At 47.2% G+C, this 23,999-nt stretch carries 16 protein-coding genes; 12 read left to right on the plus strand and 4 right to left on the minus strand.

Translation table 11 applies throughout. The features are described 5' to 3' along the window. Positions 1 to 316 precede the first annotated feature (316 nt). Positions 317 to 1,354, plus strand: a complete 1,038-nt coding sequence (locus tag ACMXI2_RS10720; RefSeq protein WP_483781588.1) for an SDR family oxidoreductase — start codon at positions 317 to 319, stop codon at positions 1,352 to 1,354. Beyond that, on the plus strand, positions 1,351 to 2,142 hold the full coding sequence (locus ACMXI2_RS10725) for a helix-turn-helix domain-containing protein (RefSeq protein ID WP_483781589.1): 792 nt from the start codon (positions 1,351 to 1,353) through the stop codon (positions 2,140 to 2,142). Before ACMXI2_RS10720 ends, ACMXI2_RS10725 begins: the two co-directional genes overlap by 4 nt. Before the next feature lie 153 nt (positions 2,143 to 2,295). On the opposite strand, the gene ACMXI2_RS10730 is transcribed toward ACMXI2_RS10725, so the two are convergent. Beyond that, entirely contained in the window at positions 2,296 to 4,980 is a 2,685-nt protein-coding gene (locus tag ACMXI2_RS10730; RefSeq protein ID WP_483781590.1) for a PQQ-dependent sugar dehydrogenase, read from the minus strand. A gap of 221 nt (positions 4,981 to 5,201) precedes the next feature. Here ACMXI2_RS10730 and ACMXI2_RS10735 point away from each other — a divergent pair, with 221 nt between their 5' ends. From ACMXI2_RS10735 to ACMXI2_RS10780, 10 genes are all read left to right on the plus strand, one after another. Beyond that, complete coding sequence (locus tag ACMXI2_RS10735; protein ID WP_483781591.1) at positions 5,202 to 5,489, plus strand: hypothetical protein; 288 nt, start codon at positions 5,202 to 5,204, stop codon at positions 5,487 to 5,489. Positions 5,490 to 5,654: 165 nt separating this feature from the next. Next, positions 5,655 to 8,210: an AfsR/SARP family transcriptional regulator gene (locus tag ACMXI2_RS10740; RefSeq protein ID WP_483781592.1), complete on the plus strand. Its 2,556-nt coding sequence runs from the start codon at positions 5,655 to 5,657 to the stop codon at positions 8,208 to 8,210. Between the two features lie 369 nt (positions 8,211 to 8,579). Continuing rightward, on the plus strand, positions 8,580 to 10,634 hold the full coding sequence (locus ACMXI2_RS10745; RefSeq protein ID WP_483781593.1) for a hypothetical protein: 2,055 nt from the start codon (positions 8,580 to 8,582) through the stop codon (positions 10,632 to 10,634). A gap of 2 nt (positions 10,635 to 10,636) precedes the next feature. After that, positions 10,637 to 11,026 (plus strand): SxtJ family membrane protein, encoded by a 390-nt coding sequence (locus tag ACMXI2_RS10750; RefSeq protein WP_483781594.1) that lies wholly within the window; start codon positions 10,637 to 10,639, stop codon positions 11,024 to 11,026. A 20-nt stretch (positions 11,027 to 11,046) separates the two neighbouring features. Further along, entirely contained in the window at positions 11,047 to 11,196 is a 150-nt protein-coding gene (locus tag ACMXI2_RS10755) for a DUF5989 family protein (protein WP_168771530.1), read from the plus strand. A 2-nt stretch (positions 11,197 to 11,198) separates the two neighbouring features. Continuing rightward, complete coding sequence (locus ACMXI2_RS10760; RefSeq protein ID WP_483781595.1) at positions 11,199 to 13,055, plus strand: carbamoyltransferase family protein; 1,857 nt, start codon at positions 11,199 to 11,201, stop codon at positions 13,053 to 13,055. A gap of 137 nt (positions 13,056 to 13,192) precedes the next feature. Further along, positions 13,193 to 16,183 carry a SusC/RagA family TonB-linked outer membrane protein gene (locus tag ACMXI2_RS10765; protein ID WP_483781596.1) on the plus strand — a complete coding sequence of 997 codons (2,991 nt, stop codon included), beginning with the start codon at positions 13,193 to 13,195 and terminating at the stop codon, positions 16,181 to 16,183. Between the two features lie 49 nt (positions 16,184 to 16,232). Continuing rightward, entirely contained in the window at positions 16,233 to 17,759 is a 1,527-nt protein-coding gene (locus tag ACMXI2_RS10770; RefSeq protein WP_483781597.1) for a RagB/SusD family nutrient uptake outer membrane protein, read from the plus strand. A 115-nt stretch (positions 17,760 to 17,874) separates the two neighbouring features. Next, positions 17,875 to 20,130 (plus strand): GH92 family glycosyl hydrolase, encoded by a 2,256-nt coding sequence (locus tag ACMXI2_RS10775; RefSeq protein ID WP_483781598.1) that lies wholly within the window; start codon positions 17,875 to 17,877, stop codon positions 20,128 to 20,130. 143 nt (positions 20,131 to 20,273) lie between these two features. After that, on the plus strand, positions 20,274 to 20,771 hold the full coding sequence (locus ACMXI2_RS10780; RefSeq protein WP_483781599.1) for a 2'-5' RNA ligase family protein: 498 nt from the start codon (positions 20,274 to 20,276) through the stop codon (positions 20,769 to 20,771). Positions 20,772 to 20,829: 58 nt separating this feature from the next. On the opposite strand, the gene ACMXI2_RS10785 is transcribed toward ACMXI2_RS10780, so the two are convergent. From ACMXI2_RS10785 to ACMXI2_RS10795, 3 genes are read right to left on the minus strand one after another with little or no spacing between them, the layout of a single operon-like run. Further along, a complete protein-coding gene (locus ACMXI2_RS10785) occupies positions 20,830 to 21,801 on the minus strand; it encodes a DUF5007 domain-containing protein (protein WP_483781600.1) in 972 nt (323 codons plus the stop codon). Between the two features lie 23 nt (positions 21,802 to 21,824). Beyond that, on the minus strand, positions 21,825 to 22,514 hold the full coding sequence (locus ACMXI2_RS10790; RefSeq protein WP_483781601.1) for a hypothetical protein: 690 nt from the start codon (positions 22,512 to 22,514) through the stop codon (positions 21,825 to 21,827). An 18-nt stretch (positions 22,515 to 22,532) separates the two neighbouring features. Continuing rightward, positions 22,533 to 23,993, minus strand: coding sequence for a RagB/SusD family nutrient uptake outer membrane protein (locus ACMXI2_RS10795; RefSeq protein WP_483781602.1), 1,461 nt, complete (start codon positions 23,991 to 23,993; stop codon positions 22,533 to 22,535). Positions 23,994 to 23,999: the final 6 nt, after the last annotated feature.

Below are 23,999 nucleotides of genomic sequence, written 5' to 3' on the forward strand. Positions count from 1 at the left end.
ATCTGATGATACAAAGGTCTGTACACATCAAAAAACAGAAGTATCCAAAACGACTTTTGATGTAGCCGAAATGAAAAAGTAGCGTTTCGATTGGTATATAACAAAATGATGGAAGCAAATGGCGGTGTACTAAAATGAATTACTAGTCCAGGAACTTATTAAATCTGTGTATGGATATGGTAGAAATCTCAAACATATCATTTCTAATTGCCATTTTTATAACTGCTTTGAGCTTCTGAACAACCAAAGATTGGACTTTTTAACAAGCTATGCTGAGGATTTTATGTGGAACTTTGCAGTATGAAATTTAAAATTAATGGAAAATAGAGAAATAGTTTTGGTAACAGGTGGAACCGGATTTGTAGGAATGCAAATCATCTTACAACTTTTACAAAAAGGACACCAGGTTCGAACAACAGTTCGTAACATTAAAAGCAAAGACAGACTTATTGAAATACTGAAATCCAATGGCGTTACGCAATTTGACAGTCTTTCATTTGTGGAAACGGAATTGACCAAAGATGATAATTGGGATGAAGCGATGAGAGGCTGTAAATATGTATTAAGTGTGGCATCTCCCGTGTTTTTTGACGCTCCAAAAGATGAAGAAGTAGCTATCCGTCCTGCTGTTGAAGGCATACTGCGCATTCTGAAATTCGCAAAAAAGTCAGGTGTAAAACGAGTAGTAATGACTTCCAATTTTGGTGCAGTCGGTTTCAGTCAAACAGACAAGACACGAATGACTACGGAATCCGACTGGACGGACATCAACTTAAAAGGATTATCGGTTTATGAAAAATCAAAAACACTGGCTGAAAAAGCTGCCTGGGATTTTATCGAGACTATGGGGGAGGGTTTAGAATTTGTTACCATAAACCCTGTGGCTATTTATGGGCCTTCTTTAGATGAACATATCTCGGGGAGTTTTCATTTGCTTGAAAATTTATTGAGCGGCTCAATGAAAGCTGTTCCAAATATTCCGTTGAATGTTGTTGATGTCAGAGATGTAGCCGATATACATATTCTCGCCATGACAAATCCTGAAGCCAGGGGACAACGTTTTATCGCCTCGGCAGACGGGCAGATTACTCTGCCAGAAATTGCCAAACTCTTAAAAAGCAAGTTGCCAGAAGTTGCCAAAAAGGTGACGACAAAAAAACTTCCCGATTTTTTTATTAATATAGCTTCATTATTCAATTCCCAGGCAAAAGAAGGAGCGATGCTTTTAAAGATAAACCGTAAGGTAAGCAATGCAAAAGCCAAAAAGCTATTAGGATGGCAGCCTATTGCTACACAGGAGCAAACCATATTGGAAGCAGTAAAGAGTATGATTAAATACGACCTGATAAAATGAGAGGAATAACAGAAAATCAACAATCCAATTTTTTAAAAGAACAGTTCATACCCGATCACGTTTTTTTATATGTGGTAAAAGGTAGTATTAGTTTCTTCGACGGGAATAAAACATATACACTTAAAACAGGTGGTTGTGGTATTGCCCGCAAAAATAGTTTAATGAAATTTATGTTGCCGGACAATGAAGAGACGTTCAATCCAATTATATTCTGCTTTGATGAAGAATTTCTTCAGCAATTTCAGACAAAACATAAGATCCAGCCAACTGCATCTAACATGATTGAAAGCTTTTTGGAGGTCAGAAAAACAGATTGGATTGATAACTTCATCACTTCCTTGAAACCGTATTATAAAGGGGTCATGCAATTAGATGAAGCGGTAGAAGATCTGAAATATGAAGAGCTTTTAATTATTCTACTCAAACAGCAACCCGAACTTGCTGGAGTCCTTTTTAACTACACCAGGCCTGAAAAGCTCAATTTAGAAGCTTTTATGAACAGCAACTACAAATTCAATGTGAGCATAGAACGTTTCGCTTATTTAACTGGACGAAGTTTGTCTGCCTTCAAAAGGGATTTCAAAGAAATTTTTGGCAGCACACCTAATCGTTGGTTAGTAAAGAAACGGCTAAATGAAGCGCATTTCCTCATTGATAAGAAAAAACAGAAGCCCTCTGAAATATATCTTGATTTAGGTTTTCTAGACTTATCGCATTTCTATTACGTCTTCAAGAAACAATTCGGTTACCCACCAAGTATGTTACAAAACGAAAAACCGAAGAAGTAACAAAGTCATTATAGCGGTGTAAGAAGAATAAGGGGCTGTATCATAAATAAATGATGCAGCCCCTTATGTACTTACCATTTCTTCCATGATGGCAAAAACATTATCTCCTTTTATGCCATAGGCGATATTTCAACAATAAAAGAATAAAATCAGTTACGGCCTAAACTCGAGCCAGTCCAGCGTAAACAAATGCTGGTCTGGTTGCTGATCTTTACTGAACACAAAGTAGAGATCATTTTTACCGGCGGGCATCTCCACCGGTGCGGTTACTTCTATAAATTTCTCCCAGCTGCCGGTGGCCTTGTATGCCAGCCTGCTGATCACCGGACCGTTAACGCTGCCGGTATGAATTTCCAGCACCGCATCTTTGTCGAGCGACGAATAACGGTAGGTTACTTTGTGGATGCCTTTCAGATCGATGTTCCTGAATACAAAGAACGATTTATTATGAATGGCTCCCAGGTGTTCAGCTGAACGGTTTATGTTGTTAACGGAGTCCGCATCTTCCGCCTGTACGCGGAGGGAGCGAAGTTGTAACAGTCCGCTGCCGCTGAGTGGGGAGGCGTTGCCGCCGCCATCTGTATAGGTGGCTGCCAGTACATAAGTACCATATTTTTCTTTGCCGAGGTGATCTTTCATCGCTACGGCGCCGGAAGCAGGCAGGCTACCTCCCGCCTGTGGTGTGCCCAGCGTGAGGATGTATTTTACAATTTGTCCGGCTTCATCCACTGACAGCTGCGGGTGTGCCGCCATTGAGTGTTCTCCCCAAACGCCACCGCCGCCTTTGATGATTTTGCCAGCAAGATAGGCCGGCGCTTTTGGATCTTTCTCATAACGTTTCGCTACCTGTGTAAAGGCGGGGCCTACGGAAGCTTTATCTACCTGGTGACAAGCCTTGCAGTCGCTGCTTTCCATCAGCAACTTACCCGGATGTGCCGGTACAGTGGTGATAAGCTGGTGTCCTTTCCCGGCTTTCGCTTTGCTGCGCGGAATGTAATGCAGGCCGATCATCAGTTGTTCGTTGTTGATAGCCGGATCTTCCTTGTCAGTAACCGTAACGGTATAATGCAGCGGGCTGTTATCAAAATAGAAAGTAGTGTTATCGGTGGTGCTGATCTTTACTTCCGGTATGGTGTTACCTACGCGGATGGTGAGGGTATCGGTGTTGCTGGCGCCTTCCGGATCCGTTATTTTCAGGATGGCATGGTACACGCCGTTCTTTTCATAGGTATGCACCGGTGCGGAATCTGTTACTGCAGCTGTTTCATCGCCAAAGTTCCATTCGTATTTCAGTGTCTGTCCTTCGTCAAAATCATAGCTCTCTTTGCTGCTGAAGTTTACCTTCATGGGTGCGGTACCTGCGGTATCCACAGTGGTAATAGCTGCTACCGGCGCCCGGTTGCCGCCGTTGTACGAAATACGTACCAGTCGCGCATCGTCGTTGTCGATACCATATACAGAGCCATATTCCAGTATGTACAGGTCGCCGCCTTTCCCGATGGCCATGTCTACCGGGCGTCTGAAGTCGCCGTTGGTTTTCATGAAGGGTTCCATCGATTTAAAGTTCTGCTGACTGTCCAGTCGCACGGCATATACCCAGTTACGCATCCAGTCGTAAATAAATAATGCGTTATCATACCATGCGGGTAAACCGGTGGGAGAAGCGGTAGCTTCATTATAATGGAATACGGGGCCGGCCATTGCACAGCGGCCGCCGTTGCCCAGTTGGGGGAACACTGTGGATGAGTCGTACGGATACCAGATCATTGCTTTTTGCGCTGGTGGTAATACTTTCAGCCCGGTGTTATTGGGTGAATTATTTACCGGGGCATCTGCTTTAAAAGGAGCGCCAATGGTTTTGGTGGCAAAATCATATTGCGGGTATACTTTATTATCGCCTACTACAAATGGCCATCCGAAGTTGCCTGGTTTTTTAGCCTGGTTGATTTCATCATATCCGCGTGGTCCCTGGTCGCTGTCTTCGCCGGCATCCGGACCTACTTCCCCCCAGTAAACGATACCGGTGGCGGTGTCTACCGACATGCGGTAGGGGTTACGGCAGCCCATTGCGTATATCTCGGCGCGGGCGCCGGCCGTGCCTTTGGGAAAGAGGTTGCCCGCGGGCACGGTGTAGCTGCCATCTGGTTCCGGATGGATACGCAGTACTTTTCCGCGGAGGTCGTTGGTGTTACCGGCGGAGCGTTCTGCGTCAAAGGTGATGCGGCCGGGAATTGTATCTATCGGTGCATATCCGTTGGAGGCAAAAGGCACGGTATTGTCGCCGGTGGAAATGAAGAGGTTGCCGTTGCGGTCCCAGTCGAGCGAGCCGCCGGTATGCGCGCTCACTTCCAGTTCCAGCGGGATGGTCAGTAATACTTTCTCGGAAGCTATGATCAGGGAGTCTTTGCCTTCCAGCGTAAAACGGGATACCTGTTGCACTGCCGGGAGTTTGTTGGGTGTGTAGTAAAAGTAGATATAATGATTTTTGTCGAAGCCCGGGTCCAGGGTAACACCCAGTAGCCCGTTACCAAATCCTTCCTTTGTGTCGGGAAGTACCGGGAACGTATATACGACTTTGGTGGCCTGGGTGGCAGGGTCGTAGTGATACAATTTACCGCTGCGTTCAATAAAATATACGCTGCCATTACCAGCTACGGCCAGTTCCATCGGCTCATTGAGGTCGTTGGAAAGAATGGTTTTGGTAAAACGGTTGTCTTCCGGGGCTTTGGCAGCTTTGCTTTTGGTAGGATGGTCGCCGCATCCCTGCATAATTAATGTTAATCCGACAATAAACAGGGCCGGGAGTTTCCGCGTGCATAACTTGAATTGTTCACTCATGTAAGGTGATTATAGATTTGATTAACAGGGCACAAAATAAAAGAATATTGTATTTTTTTTCTCAGAGATGGATGAAAGGAAATAATATGGGATAGCCATATCGTTTTAAAGATCGGGGAATATTGGCTAATTTAATATCAGAAGAGAAAGGGAAGTTGTCATTTTGTGTGCTGCTTCCGTATATTTGAGGCCCACATTATTCAGGCTGGTAAATTGAAAAGATGGATCTGAACGAATTTAAGCAATCTTTACAGGATGCGCATCCACCCAAAAATATGTCGGTATACCTTGAATCCCTTTGGTACGAAGGGAAAGGTAACTGGAAGAAGGCGCACGACCTGGTAGACGACCTGCCGGGAGCCGATGCTGCGAGGGTACATGCCTATCTGCACCGGGTAGAAGGAGATCAGGGAAACGCTGATTACTGGTATCGCCGGGCGGGAGCAACCAGGCCCCCTGGTACACAGGAAGAAGAATGGGAAGTATTAGTAATCCAATATTTAAAATAACCGGCAACTGACAGTTACCGGTGGCCAGCTTAGCGTGTACATTTTACATTTGTCATTGATTATTAGGCTATAAAAAAGCACTAATTTGTTTATTATTTGTATATTCCACGTGGCTTTAGATCAACAAATATTAGACAATCAGTTATTTTAGTTTTTTAGCGGAGTATGTGGAAATTTATCCTTTTACTGTTTTTATCTGTTCATCTGATTACAAATGCTGGTTATGCTCAATCCTATGGATTACGCTTTTCTAGTCATGAAGTGGTGCAGGAAAGAAGAACAACGCTGAACTTAACTTCATCCGGTCCGCTGTGTTTTAAAAAAAACGGAGAAATATCATTCGATCTGAACTTCCTTCCCTATAAAGAAACCTATTTCGGATACGTATTAAGGATCATCGCCGCCAATAACCAGAATATAGACCTGGTATATAACCAGAAAGAAAGAACCTTTAACTTCCTCATCGGGGAAAGTTTCTCCCGTGCATTTGCCATCGACTCCATCGCCCTCTTTGGCGGGTGGACGCATATCACTATTCATTTCGACCTGGAGCGCAATGAAGCCGCTATCTCGGTGAATAATAAATTTATTGCCAAAGGTCCTGCAAAACTGGGCAACCCGGCATGTACCCGCGTGTTCTTTGGCGCCAATACCTACGAAGGTTTTCAAACAGTGGATATCCCGCCCATGAACCTCCGTAACATCGTGGTGAAAGAAGGCGGGCATACCAGGTACAACTGGCCGCTCTCTGAAAACGACGGCAGCAAAGCTACCGACCAGCAGGAAGGTAAAACCGCCGTGATCCGCAACGCCAACTGGATAGGCCCGAAGCACCGCAACTGGAGCCTGCTCCGGAGCTGGGAAATAAACGGTACTCCCAGCGTGGCTTTCGACCGGGAGAAAGAAGTCCTCTACATTGTATCTTCCGATTCGCTCTATAATATCTCATTTAAAAATGAACAGCAACAGGGGACCCGGCTGGCTCAGCGCCTCGATAGCCTGATGCCGGGGAACCAATCGGTGTACAACCCGTTTCTCCATAAACTCTTTAACTTTTATATAGATCAGCAAAAAGCAGGGTCCTACGATTCCCTTACCCGGAAATGGGATATCAGCTACACACCAGACCTGCTCACCGTTTACTGGCAGGCCAATAAATTTATTTCCCACCCGGATTCAGCTCTCTATATCCTCTGCGGATACGGACAAATGCAATATAAGAATACCGTACAGCGCTATCATTTTGCCAATAAAAGATGGGACTCTGTACCCACCACCGGCGAAAGGCTCACGCCCCGGTACCTCGCTGCCGTTGGCGCTACCGGTAATGGCGACACGGCCTATATTTTAGGGGGCTACGGCAGCAACAGCGGCAACCAGGTAGTAAATCCCCGTCATTACTACGACCTCATGGCCTTTTATGTGAAAGATCATTCCTTTCACAAGGTGTTCCAGCTGGAAGATCCCCCCGTGCAGTTCTGCTTTGCCAACAGCCTGGTGATAGATCCCGACACGCAAAACTATTACGCTCTCATCTTCCCTGATGATAAATTTAATACCACCCTCCAGCTGGTGGAAGGCTCTCTGAAAGCGCCACGGTTAAAGCCGCTGGCCAATACCATCCCGTATTCCTTTCATGATATCAAGTCGTTCGCGGACCTCTACTATTGCCGCGATAGCAAAAAACTGGTGGCCGTTACCTTGTATACTTCCAAAGACAATATCACGGAAGTAAAGGTATACACCCTCGAGTTCCCACCAGATGCAATAGTGGCCGATAATTCCGGTCTCACGAAATTCTCCGCCGGGTACCTGCTGCTGCTGCTTATCCCGGTAGCGGGTATCGGCCTCTTCCTGTTCCTGCAACGCCGTAAAAAAACAACACCTCCACCGGCAGCTGCCGTGCCGCCGGCCCTGGTTACACCGCTTTCTCCGCTGCCAGTGGTAATACCCGAAACCGCCACCGATGAAACCGCACCGGAAGAGATCATTGCAGAGAAAAAAGGAAGCATCTATTTCTTTGGTCCGTTTGAAGTACTGGACAAAGAAGGGCAGGATATCACCAAATTCTTTACGCCGCTGCTCAAAGAACTATTCCTGCTGATAGCCATTAACACCATCCGCTCAGGAAAAGGGATTTCATCCGACCGGCTCTATGCTACCTTGTGGCGCGATAAGTCCAGCAAGGAAGCGCAGAACAACCGCTCCGTAAATATGGTGAAGCTGAAAGCCATACTCGATAAGCTGGGCGCCTGCGCCTTCGTAAAAGAGGCCGACCGCTGGAGTCTCCAATACTCGATCGCCGATATCGATATGGATCTGGCCGGGTTCCAGCAGCTGCTGCATTCGCCACGCCCGCTGCAAAAGCAACCTGTACGCGATTTGCTGAAGATCCTTCATAGAGGCTCCTTCCTGCCCGACACCAATTACACCTGGCTGGACGACATCCAGTCCGAAATCTCCGGTGCAGCCCTCGATATCCTTACCGAGGCAGCCAACCAGTTCAAATCAGATCCGGAACTCCTCATTGAAATTGCCGACAGCATCTTCCTTTTTGATCCCATCAATGAAGAAGCACTCCGTATGAAATGCAGCAGTCTCGTATCACTGGGCCGTCATTCTCTTGCCAAAACCGCCTTCAACAAATTTGCAAAGGAATACCTCCACATGTACGGGGAGGAGTTTCCGCAGTCCTTCACAGCCTACTCCGGGGATAAGTAGCGGAGGATCGCCTTCGGCGATTGTAAATTGTCTTGGTTCAGGATTAAGATGATTAACCGTGATTACGCTGATTTGATTATGTTTTGATTTTTTATGATTTTATAAAGGATTAAAGAAGATATAAGCGGATATATTAGCTTTTATCTCCCTTAATTATTATTAATCATTAAAAGTCAAAACAGAGATCTCTCTTAATTATTATTAATCATAGAAAATCAAAACATAATCAAATCAGCGTAATCACGGTTAATCATCTTAATCCTGAACCAAGACAATTTACAATCGCCGAAGGCGATCCTCCGCATTTTTTCGCGCAGTTAGTGCATTATTAGTGCTGCTGTTAAGGCCCCCCGCATAAATTGCATTGAAATGAATAAGACAAGGTTCCACGACTATGGCACTCAGGCCGCTTTATTACAAAAAAGAAGAATGCTGGTGATTAAAATCATCAGCATTCTTTTTCCCTTTTTAATTATCGGTGGAGTGGAAGCAGGACTGCGGTTATTTAATTACGGCCACAACCTGGAACTGTTTATTACATCTCCCCAAAACAATAATTATTACCAGCTTAACCCCGCAGCCTCCCTGAAGTATTTTTCCAACACGGAAATCGCCACCAAAGGCAATAGTGAATTATTTAAGAAAGTAAAAGACTCAGGGACACTCCGGATCTTCGTATTGGGCGAATCCACTACTATCGGGTATCCCTATTTTCATAACGGCTCTTTTCACCGCTGGCTGCAATACCGCCTCATGCATTCCTGCCCGGAGAAGCACCTGGAGATCATTAATCTTTCACTAACAGGCGTTAATTCCTATACAGTAGAAGGTTTTACAAAAGAATTATTGCCGTATCAGCCGGATGCAGTACTTATTTACACCGGTCATAATGAGTATTATGGTTGCCTGGGCACAGGCAGCACCGACAAAGTGGCTGGCAGCCCTTTCCTTATCCACCTGGTGCTGAAGCTCCGGGAATTCCGGATCACCCAGCTGATGGCCAATGCACTCCATAAAATTTCCACGTTGAAACCCGCCAGCCCCGGAGGCGCGGGCAAAACCCGCATGGAAATGATGGTGGCCGCACAACAAATCCCTTTCGGATCAGCGATGTACGAAAGAGGCATTGCCCAGTTCACCACCAACATGGATAACACGTTGCGTATACTGGATGAGGCAAACGTTCCGGTGTTCATCAGCAACCTGGTATCCACTGAAAAAGACCTGTTCCCTTTTATCAGTGTATCACCCGACAGCATAAAGTATCCCGGCTTCAACACCGCATACCGGCAGGGTGAGCAGGCCATTACCAAAGGAGATTCGGCCACGGCATTGCAGTATTTCATGACCGCGGACAGCAGCTATAACGCGCACGCCGGCTGCAACTACTACCTGGGATTATTAACCCTGCACAACGGCGACAGCACCGCTGCCAAAACGTATTTCGATAAAGCAAGAGACCTTGATGCGCTTCGTTTCCGCGCGCCCTCCAAACTGAATAACGTGATGCTGGAACTATGCAGCAAATATAAAAATGCCCACCTGGTAGATGCCAATGCCGCTTTTGAAACCGCCAGCGCCGGCCATATTATCGGTAATGATCTGATCCTGGAACATGTGCATCCTAACCTGAAAGGCTATGCGCTGTTGTCGGATGTGTTTTATAATACCATGAAAGCACAGGGACTTTTCAAGGCGCCGCGTGAAACAGAAATGAGCTTTGCACAGCTGCAGCAAACAATGCCCGTTACCGTAATCGATAGCTTATCCGGCGCCTATAAGATCGCCAATCTTAAAAGAAGCTGGCCTTTTAGTAAAACGCATGCTTCCGATACCATGCTGATTTCCAGTGCAGAAGAACAGCTTGCTTATGAAGTTGCTTTCAGGAAAACATCCTGGGCCGCAGCGTTGCAACAACTCTATAACGCCTATAATCAGAACGGCGATTTTGCCAACGCCGCTACCATCGTAGCGGCATGGGTACAGGAGCATCCCACCGAAGCAGGCTACTATGAAGAAGCCGGTAACTACTATGGCAAGCTGGATAATACGACAGAAGCCATCTTCTACTTTAAAAAAGTATTTGGCATGTCGCCCTCATTTGAGGTGGCCAGAATGCTTTTTGTGCTTTACCTGAAACAGGACAATGCTACCGGGGCATTGCCTTATCTGAATTACGCCATCGATCATAACGCGCGCCGTTTAAACCTGCTGCCCGTAAAAGATTGCCTGTTGCAGATCCTGGAGCTGCAAACAAAGGCGGCAAGGGAGCCGGCAAATATAGACGTGCTTAACCGGATCGCCGGATTGTACTACCGGATGGGAAATAAAGATGGCGCCGTACTATACGTAGAAAAAGTACTGCACGCCTCACCGGGTAACCGGGATGCACGTACGATGCAACGTCAACTGAAAAAAGTATAGTCATGTGGAAAGGCATTACCAACATTACCCGGCAGCAATGCATAGAATTTGGGCAGGTGGCAGCCACGGTGCTATTGGTTGCGGCGTTGTATTTCCGTGATTTCACGCTGGTGGCCGTTGCGATACCGGTGCTGCTCATCACAATGCTGGTGCCCCGGCTTCTTTATCCGCTGGCCGTGGCCTGGTTTGGGTTAGCAAAAGTTTTGGGAGAAGTAAACATACGCATACTCCTTACCCTTGTTTTTATACTGGTGGTAGTGCCCGTGGGTATATGGCGGAAGTGGCGGGGCAAAGATGCTTTACAGCTGCGCAGGTTCAAAAAAGAGAAGACATCGGTGATGGATATACGTAATCATGTATATACGAGAGAGGATTTGCGACACACATTTTAAAACGACTATAATTTTACGTCATGGAATTTCTGCATGAACTGCTTTACTTTTTAAGAACACGTAAGAAGTTCTGGTTGCTTCCGCTGATCATCGTGTTGTTGTTGCTGGCATCGCTGGTAGCATTGACCAGTGCTTCAGCGCTGGCGCCTTTTATTTATGCCATATTTTAATTGTGTTGACGAAAATTATCCTGGGCATATCCGCATTTTATCACGACAGCGCCGCCGCGCTGATCATCGACGGGCGCATTGTTGCGGCTGCACAGGAAGAACGTTTTACGCGCATAAAGCAGGATGCTTCTTTCCCGGCGCAGGCCATTAAATATGTATTGTCGGAAGCGGGGATCTCTTTTGATGAGCTGACAGCCGTGGCGTTTTATGACAAACCGCTGCTGAAATTTGAACGGTTGCTGGAAACTTACCATGCCTTTGCACCGCGCGGCTGGCGCAGCTTTATCACGGCCATGCCGGTGTGGATGAAGGAAAAAGTGTTTATGAAGAAAATGCTCCGTCAACAGTTCCGGGCACTGGGAGCTACCGTGAAAGTGCCGTTGTATTTTCCCGAACATCATTTATCCCATGCTGCCAGCGCTTTTTATCCGTCGCCTTTTGAGTCGGCGGCCATTCTTACGGTGGATGGTGTGGGGGAGTGGGCTACCACTACTATTTGTTATGGCGTCAATAATGACATCAAAATTTTAAGGGAACTGCGCTTTCCACATTCTCCCGGTTTATTATATGCCGCCTTTACTTATTTCCTGGGGTTTAAAGTAAACAGCGGCGAGTATAAATTAATGGGACTATCGCCTTACGGCCTGCCCGATGCCCCGCAAACCGTTGCGTTCCGGGAAAAGATCCTGGCAACGTTGGTGGATATACGAAACGATGGTTCCATCCTGCTGAACATGGATTATTTTGAATTTGCCACGGGGCTGAAAATGACGGCCACCCCATTATGGGAAGCGCTGTTTGGTTTTTCCCGCCGCGAGCCGGAATCAGCCATCACGCAGGAGCATATGAACCTGGCGCTGGCTATTCAACAGGTTACAGAAGAAATTGTAGTAGCGCTGGCACGCACGGCAAAAGAAATTACGAAGAGTCATCACCTGGTGATGGCGGGCGGTGTGGCGCTCAATTGTGTGGCGAATCATAAAATAAAAGCCGCCGGTATTTTTAAGGATATCTGGATACAACCTGCAGCCGGTGATGCCGGCGGCGCATTAGGCGCTGCATATGCTGCTTATCATGTAGGTATGGAACAGGCGCGTATCTTTTTTCCGGGAGATGATGGGATGCAGGGTACATTTCTCGGCCCCGCTTATGGCGACGCTGATATCCGGAAGCTGCTGACCCGCTATGCAGCGGTAGCTGTTCATCAACCGGACTTTGATGTACTCACGCAGGAAGTGAGTGAGCACCTGGCCAACGGAAAGGTGGTGGGCTGGTACCAGGACCGGATGGAGTTTGGTCCGCGTGCCCTCGGCAACCGGAGTATCCTTGCGGATCCGCGGCAGGCAGCCATGCAACAGCAACTGAACGCGAAAATAAAGTTCCGCGAGAGCTTTCGTCCCTTTGCACCCGCCGTCCTGGCAGAAGATGCGCACCATTATTTTAATGATGCCACTGCTTCTCCTTATATGTTATTTACCACCACGCTAAAAGAAGCGCTGCGCACAAACACCCCTGCGGATACTACCGCCTCCATATATGAACGGTTGCATCAGCAACGCGCTGCTATCCCCGCGGTTACACACCTCGATTATTCTGCGAGGGTACAAACCGTACACGATACGCTTCATCCAAAGCTCTGGCAACTTATTAATTGTTTTAAAAAACTAACAGGTTGCAGTGTGTTGATCAACACCTCTTTTAATATAAGGGGAGAGCCGGTAGTAAATACGCCGGAAGATGCATGGTTTGCTTTTATGCGAACGGAAATGGATTACCTGGTAATGGGTAATTATGTTTTTGATCGCCGTTACCAGCCTGTGTTGCCACCAGGATTGTTTAAATCCTTTGAAAGGGATTAAGATCTTCTTCTCATCAAAGAAAATTAAAAAAAACAGCACATTAATACGGCAGTTAGTTCATTATTAGCGCTGCTGTTAGGCCGGTGATGCTTACTTGCATTCATTATTTTCTTATCAATCGAAATATCGTTCGCGTTATGAAAAGATTACTATTGCTGATGCTCCTCGCATCGGGCCTGCTGCAGGCCTATGCACAAAAGCAGTTGACAAAGGGTAAAGTGCTGGATGAAACCGGCCAACCACTACCCGGAGCAACCGTTAGAGTAAAAGGTACCAACATTTCAAGTCCTACCAATGCACAGGGCGAATTCCAGATTGCCACCAGCGAAACAGCTTCCCCGGTACTGGTAATTTCCTATATCGGCTACCTCACACAGGAGGTGGCAGTAACCGGTGGCGACTTGTCCATTACATTAAAAACGGATGCCAGATCCCTGAATGATATTGTGGTAGTGGGATATGGTACACAGAAAAAGAGCGACGTGACCGGCGCTACCAGCTCCGTGAAAGCCGTGGAAATTGCCAAACGTCCTTTGGTAAGAGTAGAACAGGCTTTACAGGGTACTACCTCCGGCGTAACGGTGCAAAGTAACAGTGGTCAACCTGGCAGAGGGATCAGTGTAAGGATTCGTGGCGCCAGCTCCATCACCGGCGGCAATGATCCGTTGTATGTAATCGATGGTTACATTGGCGGCAACCTGGAGTCGATTGCACCCGGCGACATTGAAAGCATGGAAATTCTGAAAGATGCTTCTGCCACCGCCATCTACGGTTCCCGCGGATCTAACGGCGTGGTAATGGTAACCACCAAAACCGGTAAATCAGGGAAGCCCCGCGTAGATGCAAGCGCCTGGATAAGCAAAGCGTCTTTGCCAAAAAAATTAAACCTGATGAACGCCTACGAATTTGCACAGCAGGTAAATAAAAAAGGAGATGTTGCCGGAACAGGCCATCCGTTTACCGATGCACAACTCGCAGAGCTTCAGAAAAATCCCGGCGGCACCGACTGGCAGGATGAGCTGACCCGCAAACCATTAACACAAAATTACCAGGTTGGCGTATCCGGTGGTTCTGAAAATGTAAAGTACTATTTCTCCTATAATCATCTTGATCAGCCAGGACTGCTGATTAACTCCGGCTATAAAAGAAATACACTGCGCGCCAACGTGGATATTAAGCTGAACAGGAAAATGGACCTGAAAGTAAATATTACCGGTCTGCTGCCGGAATCGCACAACACAGATTTCTCCGGTGATATCACCGATCCGTTCTCCCAGTCCAGTATGTGGGATCCCACCAGCCCCGTGAGAAATGCGGAGGGTGATTATATCAGCCAGTCTAACTTCGCCTCCCTGGCTAAAAACCCGGTACAAAATATCATGAGCCGTTCAGTAGATGGAAAAACTTCCAACTTAACCGCTACCGGCGTTTTTACCTACCGGATCATCGATCACCTCACCTTTACTTCCAATAACAGTTACGAGCTGCAAAACCAGCAAACGCAATCTGTTTTCCCTCCGGGAACCAACGAGGCCTTTAACGGTAACGACTATGCGAAAATGGAAAACAACCGGTACAGAAGCTGGCAGAACTCTAACTTCCTGACGTATAATAATCGTTTCGGTGATCACTCACTCACCGTTACCGCGTTGGTGGAACAGGCTTCCAAAACTAATACCAGCACCATTGCACAGGCCAACCAGTTATCTACCTACAGCCTCGGCTACTGGAACCTGGGATTAGGTAAAACACAGTCCACCAGCAGCGGCTACTGGGCAGATGCCCTCATTTCCTATATGGGAAGGGTGAACTACGCCTTTAAAGATAAGTACCTGTTAACTGTTTCTGTTCGTACAGATGGATCTTCCCACCTGGTAGAGAAGTACTCCACTTTCCCGGCAGTTGCGTTGGGATGGGCGGTAGACAAAGAAGGATTCATGGCCAACTCAAAAGTGGTAACCGGCCTGAAGATCCGCGCCAGCTATGGTCAAACAGGTAACCAGGCCGTTCCTTCCTATTCTACCATTGCCCAGATCGGTACAGCACTGCCATACTACTTCGACGGTAGTACGTCGAGCGTAAACACACCGCTGGGAACACCGGTATCTACCATGCTTCAATGGGAGAAGAACACTACCTATGATGTGGGGCTGGATATGGAATTCTGGCGTGGCCGCTTAACCTTCACCGCGGATGCCTATAATAAAAAAGTATCCGACCTGCTGTACGCCACCGACAATCCTTTCTATTATGGCGGCGGCAGCTTCCAGCGTAATATCGGCAGCGTAAGGAATACAGGCCTGGAATTCAGCGTAGGCGGTATGCCCGTTGTTGGAAAAGATTTCAAATGGACCAGTAACTTCAATATCTCCTTCAACAGGAACGAAGTATTGGATCTGGGAGGTCAGGACAATATCATCGTAAATGGTATCGGCTCTGCACAACAGGGCGTATCTATTATTAAAGTAGGCGAACCGCTGGGTACCTTCTATGGTTACAAATACCTGGGTACCTGGAAAAGTGAAGAGAAAACAGAAGCCGCTTTATATGGCAAGAAACCGGGAGATACAAAATATGCTGACCTCGATGGCGATCATAAACTCTCCGGCGGCGATCTTACCACTATTGGTAACGGTATGCCTAAATACTATTTCGGTTTCATCAATGATTTCTCTTATAAAAACTGGAGCCTGAACGTGATGTTCCAGGGCACTCACGGCAACCAGATGTATTCCTTCACCCAGGCGTATACGATGGGCGGACTGGGAGATGCACGCGATGCCACCAATGCGCAGCTCCTCGATATGTGGACGCCTGAAAAACAGACAGACGTTCCTACCTACGGCAACCAGAACGAAATCAAAAGCAGCCGTTATGTATACGACGCCAGCTATATCAAACTGAAAAATATCTCCCTCACTTATACCATTCCGGAATCACTGCTGGGAAGGATTCATGCACGCAGCCTGGATGTTTATATCAGCGCCCAGAATATCTGGACCATCACCAATTACCCTGGCTACGATCCGGAAGTAACCAATGCTACCAATGCCATCACACAAGGACTGGAAACAGGTACCATACCTAACCCCAAAACCTATACGATTGGTTTAAGACTTGGTTTATAATTGAAATAGTGTATAAGTAAGGATTCTGTTTTTCTAAAAAATTACTATTATGAACAAAAAATATTTCCTCCCTTTAGCGATTGCAGCCATGATCGGCGTATCATCCTGCGTGAAGCTGACGGAAGATCCAAGAGCAACACTCACCCCGGGCAATTATTTTAATACCCAAAGTGAACTGGACGGCGCCGTAACGGCTGCTTTCAGGGCGCTTGCCATAGATGGCGCATGGGGTTTTACCAGTAAAATGACCAGCTATTTCGGTTCTGATGACTTAACCACGCACCCCGCTTCCAACAAAGCCGATTCGCGGGAATTTGACCGGCTCCAGGGTACCACCACCAACGCCAGTATGAGAAGCGAATGGGAAGGACCGTGGAATACCATCTACCAGGCCAACAACGTGATCACCAATTTTGAAAAAGTAGCCGCCACTACCAACGACGCCATTCAGCAACGTACCTATTCCGGCGGGCAGGCATACTTTCTCCGGGGGCTGTGTTATTTTTATCTCGTAAGAACATTTGGCGCATTGCCTATTGTTACCGGTCCGGCAGATATCACCGTAACACCGCCCAGGGAAGAACCCGCAAAAGTATACGAACTGATCGTCGCCGATCTGAAAAAAGCGGCTGAAATGCTGCCCGACAAATGGACCGGCGTAAATGTAGGCAGACCCGGCGCATTGGCTGCAAGAGCCGTGCTGGCAAATGTATACCTCACAATGGCAGGCTGGCCTGTTAACCAGAATTCCAACTATGCGCTGGCCGCTACGGAAGCAAAGGCCGTAATGGATGCAGGGAAATACGACCTGATGCCTGACTATCTGGATGTATTTAAAACCAACAATAATATTGAATCTGTATTCGGACTGCAATACAATGTAGGCGGTCAATTGCCTAACCGCTCCTTTGGCGCTACCTGTATTCCTGATGATGAAGGCGGCTGGGATGACTTCTTCCCTGAAATCAACTACTTCAGGGATGCACCGGTTTGTAAACGTACCGATCAAACATTCCATACACAAATTAAGAGTAATAAGATCGGCGTAGTAAGCTGGGATGATCCGAGAACAGCTACGCACCATCCTTACTATAACAAATTCCGTTATGGCGCCGGCGATGGTATTGTTGAAACGCCTACCCAGGTAGTAAGCTTTAACGCCAGTACCAACAAAACCACCGATATTGTTCGTTTTGCAGAAACATTGCTTACCTACGCAGAAGCTTCTGCAATGGCGGCCAACACCGTTTCTGATGAAGCTTACGAAGCGCTGAACAGGGTAAGACGCCGAGCCGGTTTGCCTAACATCGTAAAAGGTTTAACTGCGGTGGCTTTCCGCGACTCCGTAGTGAATGAACGCAAATATGAGTTTGCCGGTGAATTCGGGCAACGCTGGTTTGATATCGTTCGTTTGCAGTTGCTGCCAAAAGTAATTGCACGCCGCGATCCGAATGAGTTCAAGGATCTTCCGTTGAATCCTGCTGCTGTTGCTAACCCGGGTCCTAAATACATCGCGCCGATTCCTTTCAGGGATCTGAACCTGAGCCCGGGATGGACACAAAACCCAACATACTAAGTAGTTTTTGATTTGACCCGTAAATAGTTTAATCATGCCTTGTGCATGATTAAACTATTTTGTTAATTCGTTCTGTGACCAATGAGGAATTCTCCCTGCGTATAAATTTTAGTGAATGAAAAAAACAAACTGGAAGCTGTACAGCCTTCTGTTGCTGACGCCTTTTGTATGCTTATCCGGCCGCGCACACGCTGCGGTGTATGATACGATCCCCGGAGCAAAGCAACCCATCGACCTGATTGACCCTACCATAGGAAACGTAGGGCAGCTGCTGGAACCCACCCGGCCCACCGTGCAGTTGCCGAATCAGCTGATCCGGTTTACACCGCAACGGAAAGATTTTATGGACGACCAGATCTCCGACTTCCCCCTGAACGTGGTATCCCACCGGCTCGGGCAGGTATTTTCCGTGAAACCCGCCACCGGCAAGCTGTCGGAAAACGATTGGAAAACCCGCATGGCATATGACCATAACCTGGAAACGAACCGTCCCTGGTATTACTCCACCTGGCTGCTGGATGAAGAAGTAAACGTGGAATTTACTGCCGGCAAAAAAGCAGGTTACTACCGTTTCCTTTTTCCCGCCGGTAAAGAAAAATCCCTGTTGTTTGGTACCTACAACGATGGTGAAGCGGTTTACAGCTTCCTGCCCAACAAGGTCATCACCGGTATGGAAACCTACAACGGCTATGTAAAAGTATACCTGTACGGCGTTTTCAGTGAAGCAGGTGCGCCCGGAGTAGTGGAACAGGGACAGTTGAGCAACCATAAAAATATTGCTGGTAAAGGAATCAGGGCATTTATCAGTTTCCCTGCTGCTACAAAGGAAGTTACTTTTAAATATGCTATCAGCTACATCAGCCAGGAACAGGCAAAGAAAAGTTATGAAGAAGAAATCAGTAAGAAAGATTTTGACGCCGTAGCTGCCAATGGAAAAAAAGCCTGGGCAGATGTAATGAACCAGGTTAAAGTAAAAGGTGGTACGCCGGCGCAACAACGCTCTTTTTATACCGCTTTGTACCGTTGCTATGAAAGAGCCGTGGATATTACGGAAGACGGACAATATTACAGTGGCTATGATAAACAGGTCCATAAAGACAGTCGCCCTTTTTATGTGGATGACTGGACCTGGGATACCTACCTGGCGCTGCATCCGCTGAGAATGATCCTCAACCCTGCAAAGGAAGAAGATATGCTGCAATCATTTGTACACATGTACGAGCAAAGCGGCTGGTTACCTACCTTCCCCGTGCTGTTTGGCGATCATGCCTGTATGAACGGATTCCATTCTTCTGTAGTAATGCTGGACGCACACCGGAAGGGACTGAAAAATTTCGATATTGAGAAAGCCTATGAAGGTATGCGGAAAAACGCAACAGAAGCTACCATGCTTCCGTGGCGCAACGGCCCTAAAACAGCGCTCGATGATGTGTATCACAACAAGGGCTATTTCCCTGCACTGCGCATCGGCGAAAAGGAAACCGAACCTGCAGTGCATCCTTTTGAAAAAAGACAGGCGGTAGCCGTTACCTTAGGCGGTAGCTACGACGACTGGGCATTGTCTGAACTGGCAGGCGATCTGAATAAGAAAGATGACCAGCGTTTGTTTGCACCAAGAGCGAAGAATTATAAAAATCTCTGGAACGCCGATAAACAGTTTTTCCTGCCAAAAGATAGTAATGGAGAATGGATCGACATCAACGTAAAATATGACGGCGGTATCGGCGGTCGTGATTTCTATGATGAAAACAACGGCTGGACATACCTCTGGCAGGTGCAGCAGGATATTCCCGGCCTCATCAGCCTGATGGGTGGTAAAGATGCTTTTGAAAAAAGACTGGATCAGCTGTTCCGTGAACCGCTGGACATGTCGCGCTATGCTTTCTGGAGCAAGTTCCCGGATGCCACTGGTCTCGTAGGGCAATACTCTATGGGGAATGAACCCAGTTTTCATATTCCTTACTTATACAACTACACCGGCGCTCCGTGGAAAACGCAGCAACGTATCCGCTTCCTGCTGGATACCTGGTTTAAGGATAACATCTTTGGTATTCCCGGCGATGAAGACGGCGGCGGTATGTCTGCCTTCGTAGTATTTTCTTCTATGGGCTTCTACCCGGTAACACCCGGTATCCCGGAGTATACTATTGGCAGCCCGGTGTTTGAAAATGTAAGCATCGCATTGCCCAACAAAAAACAGTTTACCGTGATAGCGCACAACAGCTCCGTGGTAAATAAATATATTCAGCAGGCAAAGTTCAACGGTAAACCGTTGAACAAACCTGCGTTTACGCATCAGCAGTTAACCGATGGCGGAACGCTGGAACTGTTCATGGGCCCCAAACCTAACAAGAGCTGGGGTGTGCAGTAGTAATGGTGCAATAAAAAGTTTACTGGTCTAGTGAGCCGGTAACAATGATGAAGACAAAAGAAAGACCGTCTCTTTATGGGGCGGTCTTTTTTTCTTTTTTAGTGGCTGTAAACCGGCGCTGCATTGTTATCTTCGCATCTGATATGGCATCTTTCATCGTTACCCTGCAGCTTCAGCCCGATGACGCCGCATTCTTTAACCGGATGCGCCGGCAGTATTATCCTGCTCATGCCAACGAGGTAGCTGCACATCTTACTTTATTTTACCGCCTGCCGGCGGACGAGCCACAGATCATTACTTCCCTGGCTACGATGGTTGCGCGGCCTCCTTTTATAGTGCAGGTAAATGAAGTACAACGGTATACCAACGGCATCGCCTATACGTTGATGTCTGCGGAATTACAGGCGTTACATGAAGCGTTGCAAACCCATTGGGCGCCCTGGCTCATCCCGCGCGACCGGCAGCCGTTACGGCCGCATATCACCATCATGAACCAGGTAACGGCTTTTAAAGCGCAACAGGCGCATGAACAACTAATGGCGAACTTCCGTCCTTTTGAGGTAACTGCCACGGGGATACAGGTGTGGCGGTATTTAAAGGGCCCCTGGAAGCTGGTGGGAGCGTATCCTTTCCTTACATAAGAAAGCCTTCCCGCATTACCGGAAAGGCCTTCTTACTTCATTCATCTTTCTATCGTTGCTAAATAATTCTGTTCACATGTTTTATTTTAACAACTACTTCATAAGTACCCTCCTGGAAGATCTGGAACTGGAACCTTGGGTTTACGTTATAGATCTTTTCGTTGGTGGGTGCATACCCCGGATCCACTGTTACAAACTGGCTGGGAATACGATAGTAGATCAGGTATCCGTAAGCACTTTGTAATAAAGGGAATGGGGTGGTTTCAAAGTTGCAGACCATGCTGGTATCTGTTCTCTCCAACGGATGGAACTGTGCATAGGTCTGGAAGTCGCTGCGGTCGCCTCTCCGGATAATCTCTCCTTTGGCCGGGTTAAAATAGCGGCCGTTCTGATCCGCGATCTTCAGGATAATATTGGTGCCTTCATCAGAAATCTTCCTGATGGTAACAGTGGGCACGCCCAGATCGCCATTGGCATCGGTGCCGTCTTTAAACCAGGCAGCGCCGCCGTCACCTACGTGGTAGGGGGGCTCATCTATCAGGGTAAAGGTGGCAATGTTTTTATACTCTTTGCTGCCGTTCTGATTGGAAGCCTGGATATCAAATTCGTAGGTACCCAGTGGCACTTTGATGGACGTACCGTAAAAAGTAAAGGCGCCGGTATGCTCATTGAATTCAAAGCAGGGGGTATTTACTTTTTGTCTTTTTGTATTCAGCAACTCCACCGTGGTATCTTTTTCCGGATCAAATTTCCCGATCCATTCATAGCGCTCATAATTGGTAAATACAGAGTCGGCATGGGTGTGTTTTTCTGCATCGCGGATATCCAGGAGCTTGTATACTACCGGTGCACTGGAGCCATCGTTACTAACGGGGTTGGTGGATTGTATCTGTCCCCGTTTTATTTTAATCGGGTTATCGATATAACGAATCTGGTTGCTGAGAAAACCGTTTTCCACTTTGGAGCAACCGTACATAGCTGCCGAAACAGCCATCACCACGGCGCCGAATATTTTTATATTTCTTTTCATGATCATTGCGTAAGGGTGAAAACTCAGTTAAACGTATCCGCGAAATAGGTGAACGTGTGATTGTTATTCAGCACATGCAATATTCCGTTGGTGGTGAGTATGCCGGTAGTCTGACAGCGTGTTTGCAGGTATTGCTCCGGTATAGTGTTAGCAAGGTCGGCATCCGTTACAGGAACAGGATAGCCGGGTTTTGCAATCAGCTTGGTCAGGTACAGGTATACCGGGTATTGTGTAAACACACTTCCATCTGTATAATCCGTACTGGGAATGCCTTGAACCAGGCGCAGTTCCCCATCGTTTGCTTTATATAACTTCCCGGTTTTGGTAGCCTTGTCCAGAGGAATGAGGTCTTTGAAGAGATATGCCCGCAGGGAATCTCTCATTACGCCAAAATCCAGTGAGTCGAAAGTAAAGATATAGTTAGGATCCACTCTCCGCGTGCGTTCCAGCTCCTGCCGTAAACTGATGTAGTTGGTGAGGTCATAATCCGTGATGGCAAAGAAAGTGCCGGTAGCATTTACTTCTTCCTTCAAACCTGTTTTATCGATCATGAGCACAACCGTATCAAAAAGCGGATTTGTTTTCAGGTAATCGTAAGTGGTCATGTTTACATGCGGATCATGCAAACTGCCGCCGATGGTATATTCCTTCTTACAGGAAAATAACACCACGGCCACCAGAGCGATGAAAGAGATATATATTTTGTGTTTCATACTGCTGATTTTAATGGGTTAGAGTTTACCTCTCCAGTAGGGAGTTTGTGTAAGGGTGAAATCGTCTTTGAACATGTTGGGATCAATGGGCCATAACCAGCCGCCGTTTTCAAACTGATCGCCGGGGAAATGTTCGTTGTACGAAGTCAGTTTTTTGTTACGCACCAGGTCGTAATAAGCATGGCCTTCGTAGAAGAGTTCCCGCAGGCGTTCTTCCAGGATGGTAGTAGCGAGTTCTTCACCGGCGCCAACATAATCATCCAATCCTGCGCGTTCGCGTACCCTGTTAAGCAGTGGTAGCGCATCGCCATCCTTACCCAGTTTACTCAGCGCCTCCGCCCTGAGCAGCAGCATGTCTGCCAGTCTGAAGATGGTGAGGTTGTTGGTCATGCGGGGATCTTTTTTGGCAGAGCCGTCGGCATAGGCAATGTTGGAGAACTTGATGATCTGTCCCTGGTTACCGCCAAGTCCGTAGAAGAAGTCTTTGAAGCGGATATCTTTATCGCGGTCGTCATAAATAGACAGGTAGTTTTCATTCACCGGCCATTCTATATATCCTTTTCCGTCAATAAACGGCATCATCAGCGTAACGCCTGCACCGCCATTGGTGGCGAGGGAAATTCCTTCTGATTGGCCGTCGTTGATGTTGATTTCAAAAATGCCTTCCTGTGTTTTGCCGATAAATACTTTCATGTAATTGGCAGAATCGATCAGGGTATAACCGCCGTTGGTGATCACTTCATTCGCGGCTACTTCACAACCGGCGTAATCGCCTTTCCATGCCAGGATATGTGCCTGCAGGGCAAATGCGGCCCCTTTATTGGCTCTTACCGCACGTTCAGATTCATCTTCATAACCAAAATCCAGGTTTTGTTTAGCTACTTCAAGATCGGCCAGGCATTGCTTCCATACACTGTCGGCCGGGCTTCTCGGGATGTTTTTTGCAGTAGATACATCCAGGTCCGGTTCCAGTTTCAAAGGTATATCTCCCCAAATCCTGCTCATATAGAAGTAGGTAAAGGCGCGGAGAAAATAGGCTTCGCCAATCACATGCCGCTTGTTATTGATATTCGTGAATTTGCTGTCGTCGATACCGGGTACTTTATTGATGATCAGGTTTACCTGTTGCAGCAGCTGGTAGTATTGTTGCCAGTTCCAGTTGCCGCTGCCTACGTTGAGGCCAACAAATTCGCCGTTGGAAATATTGAAGTTGCCATTATCCCGGCCCCCGTCGATACTCAGTTCTCCGGATACAATGTCTCCGTATTTATGCCAGGAGTTATCGCGGATCAGGATATTACGCAGGATGGCGTAAGCGCCGGCAAGCGATGTTTTGGCATCTGTTTCCGTAGAAAAATAAGCGCTGGTAAAAGTAGAGTTATGCGGTTCCAGGTCCAGTATTTTGGAGCAGGACGACACCAGGGTAGCTGCAGAAATAACAGCAGCTGCATAAGCGATATATAAGCGTTGTTTCTTCATGATTTT

The sequence above is a fragment of the Chitinophaga sp. G7 BAM 1005 genome (assembly GCF_057126945.1).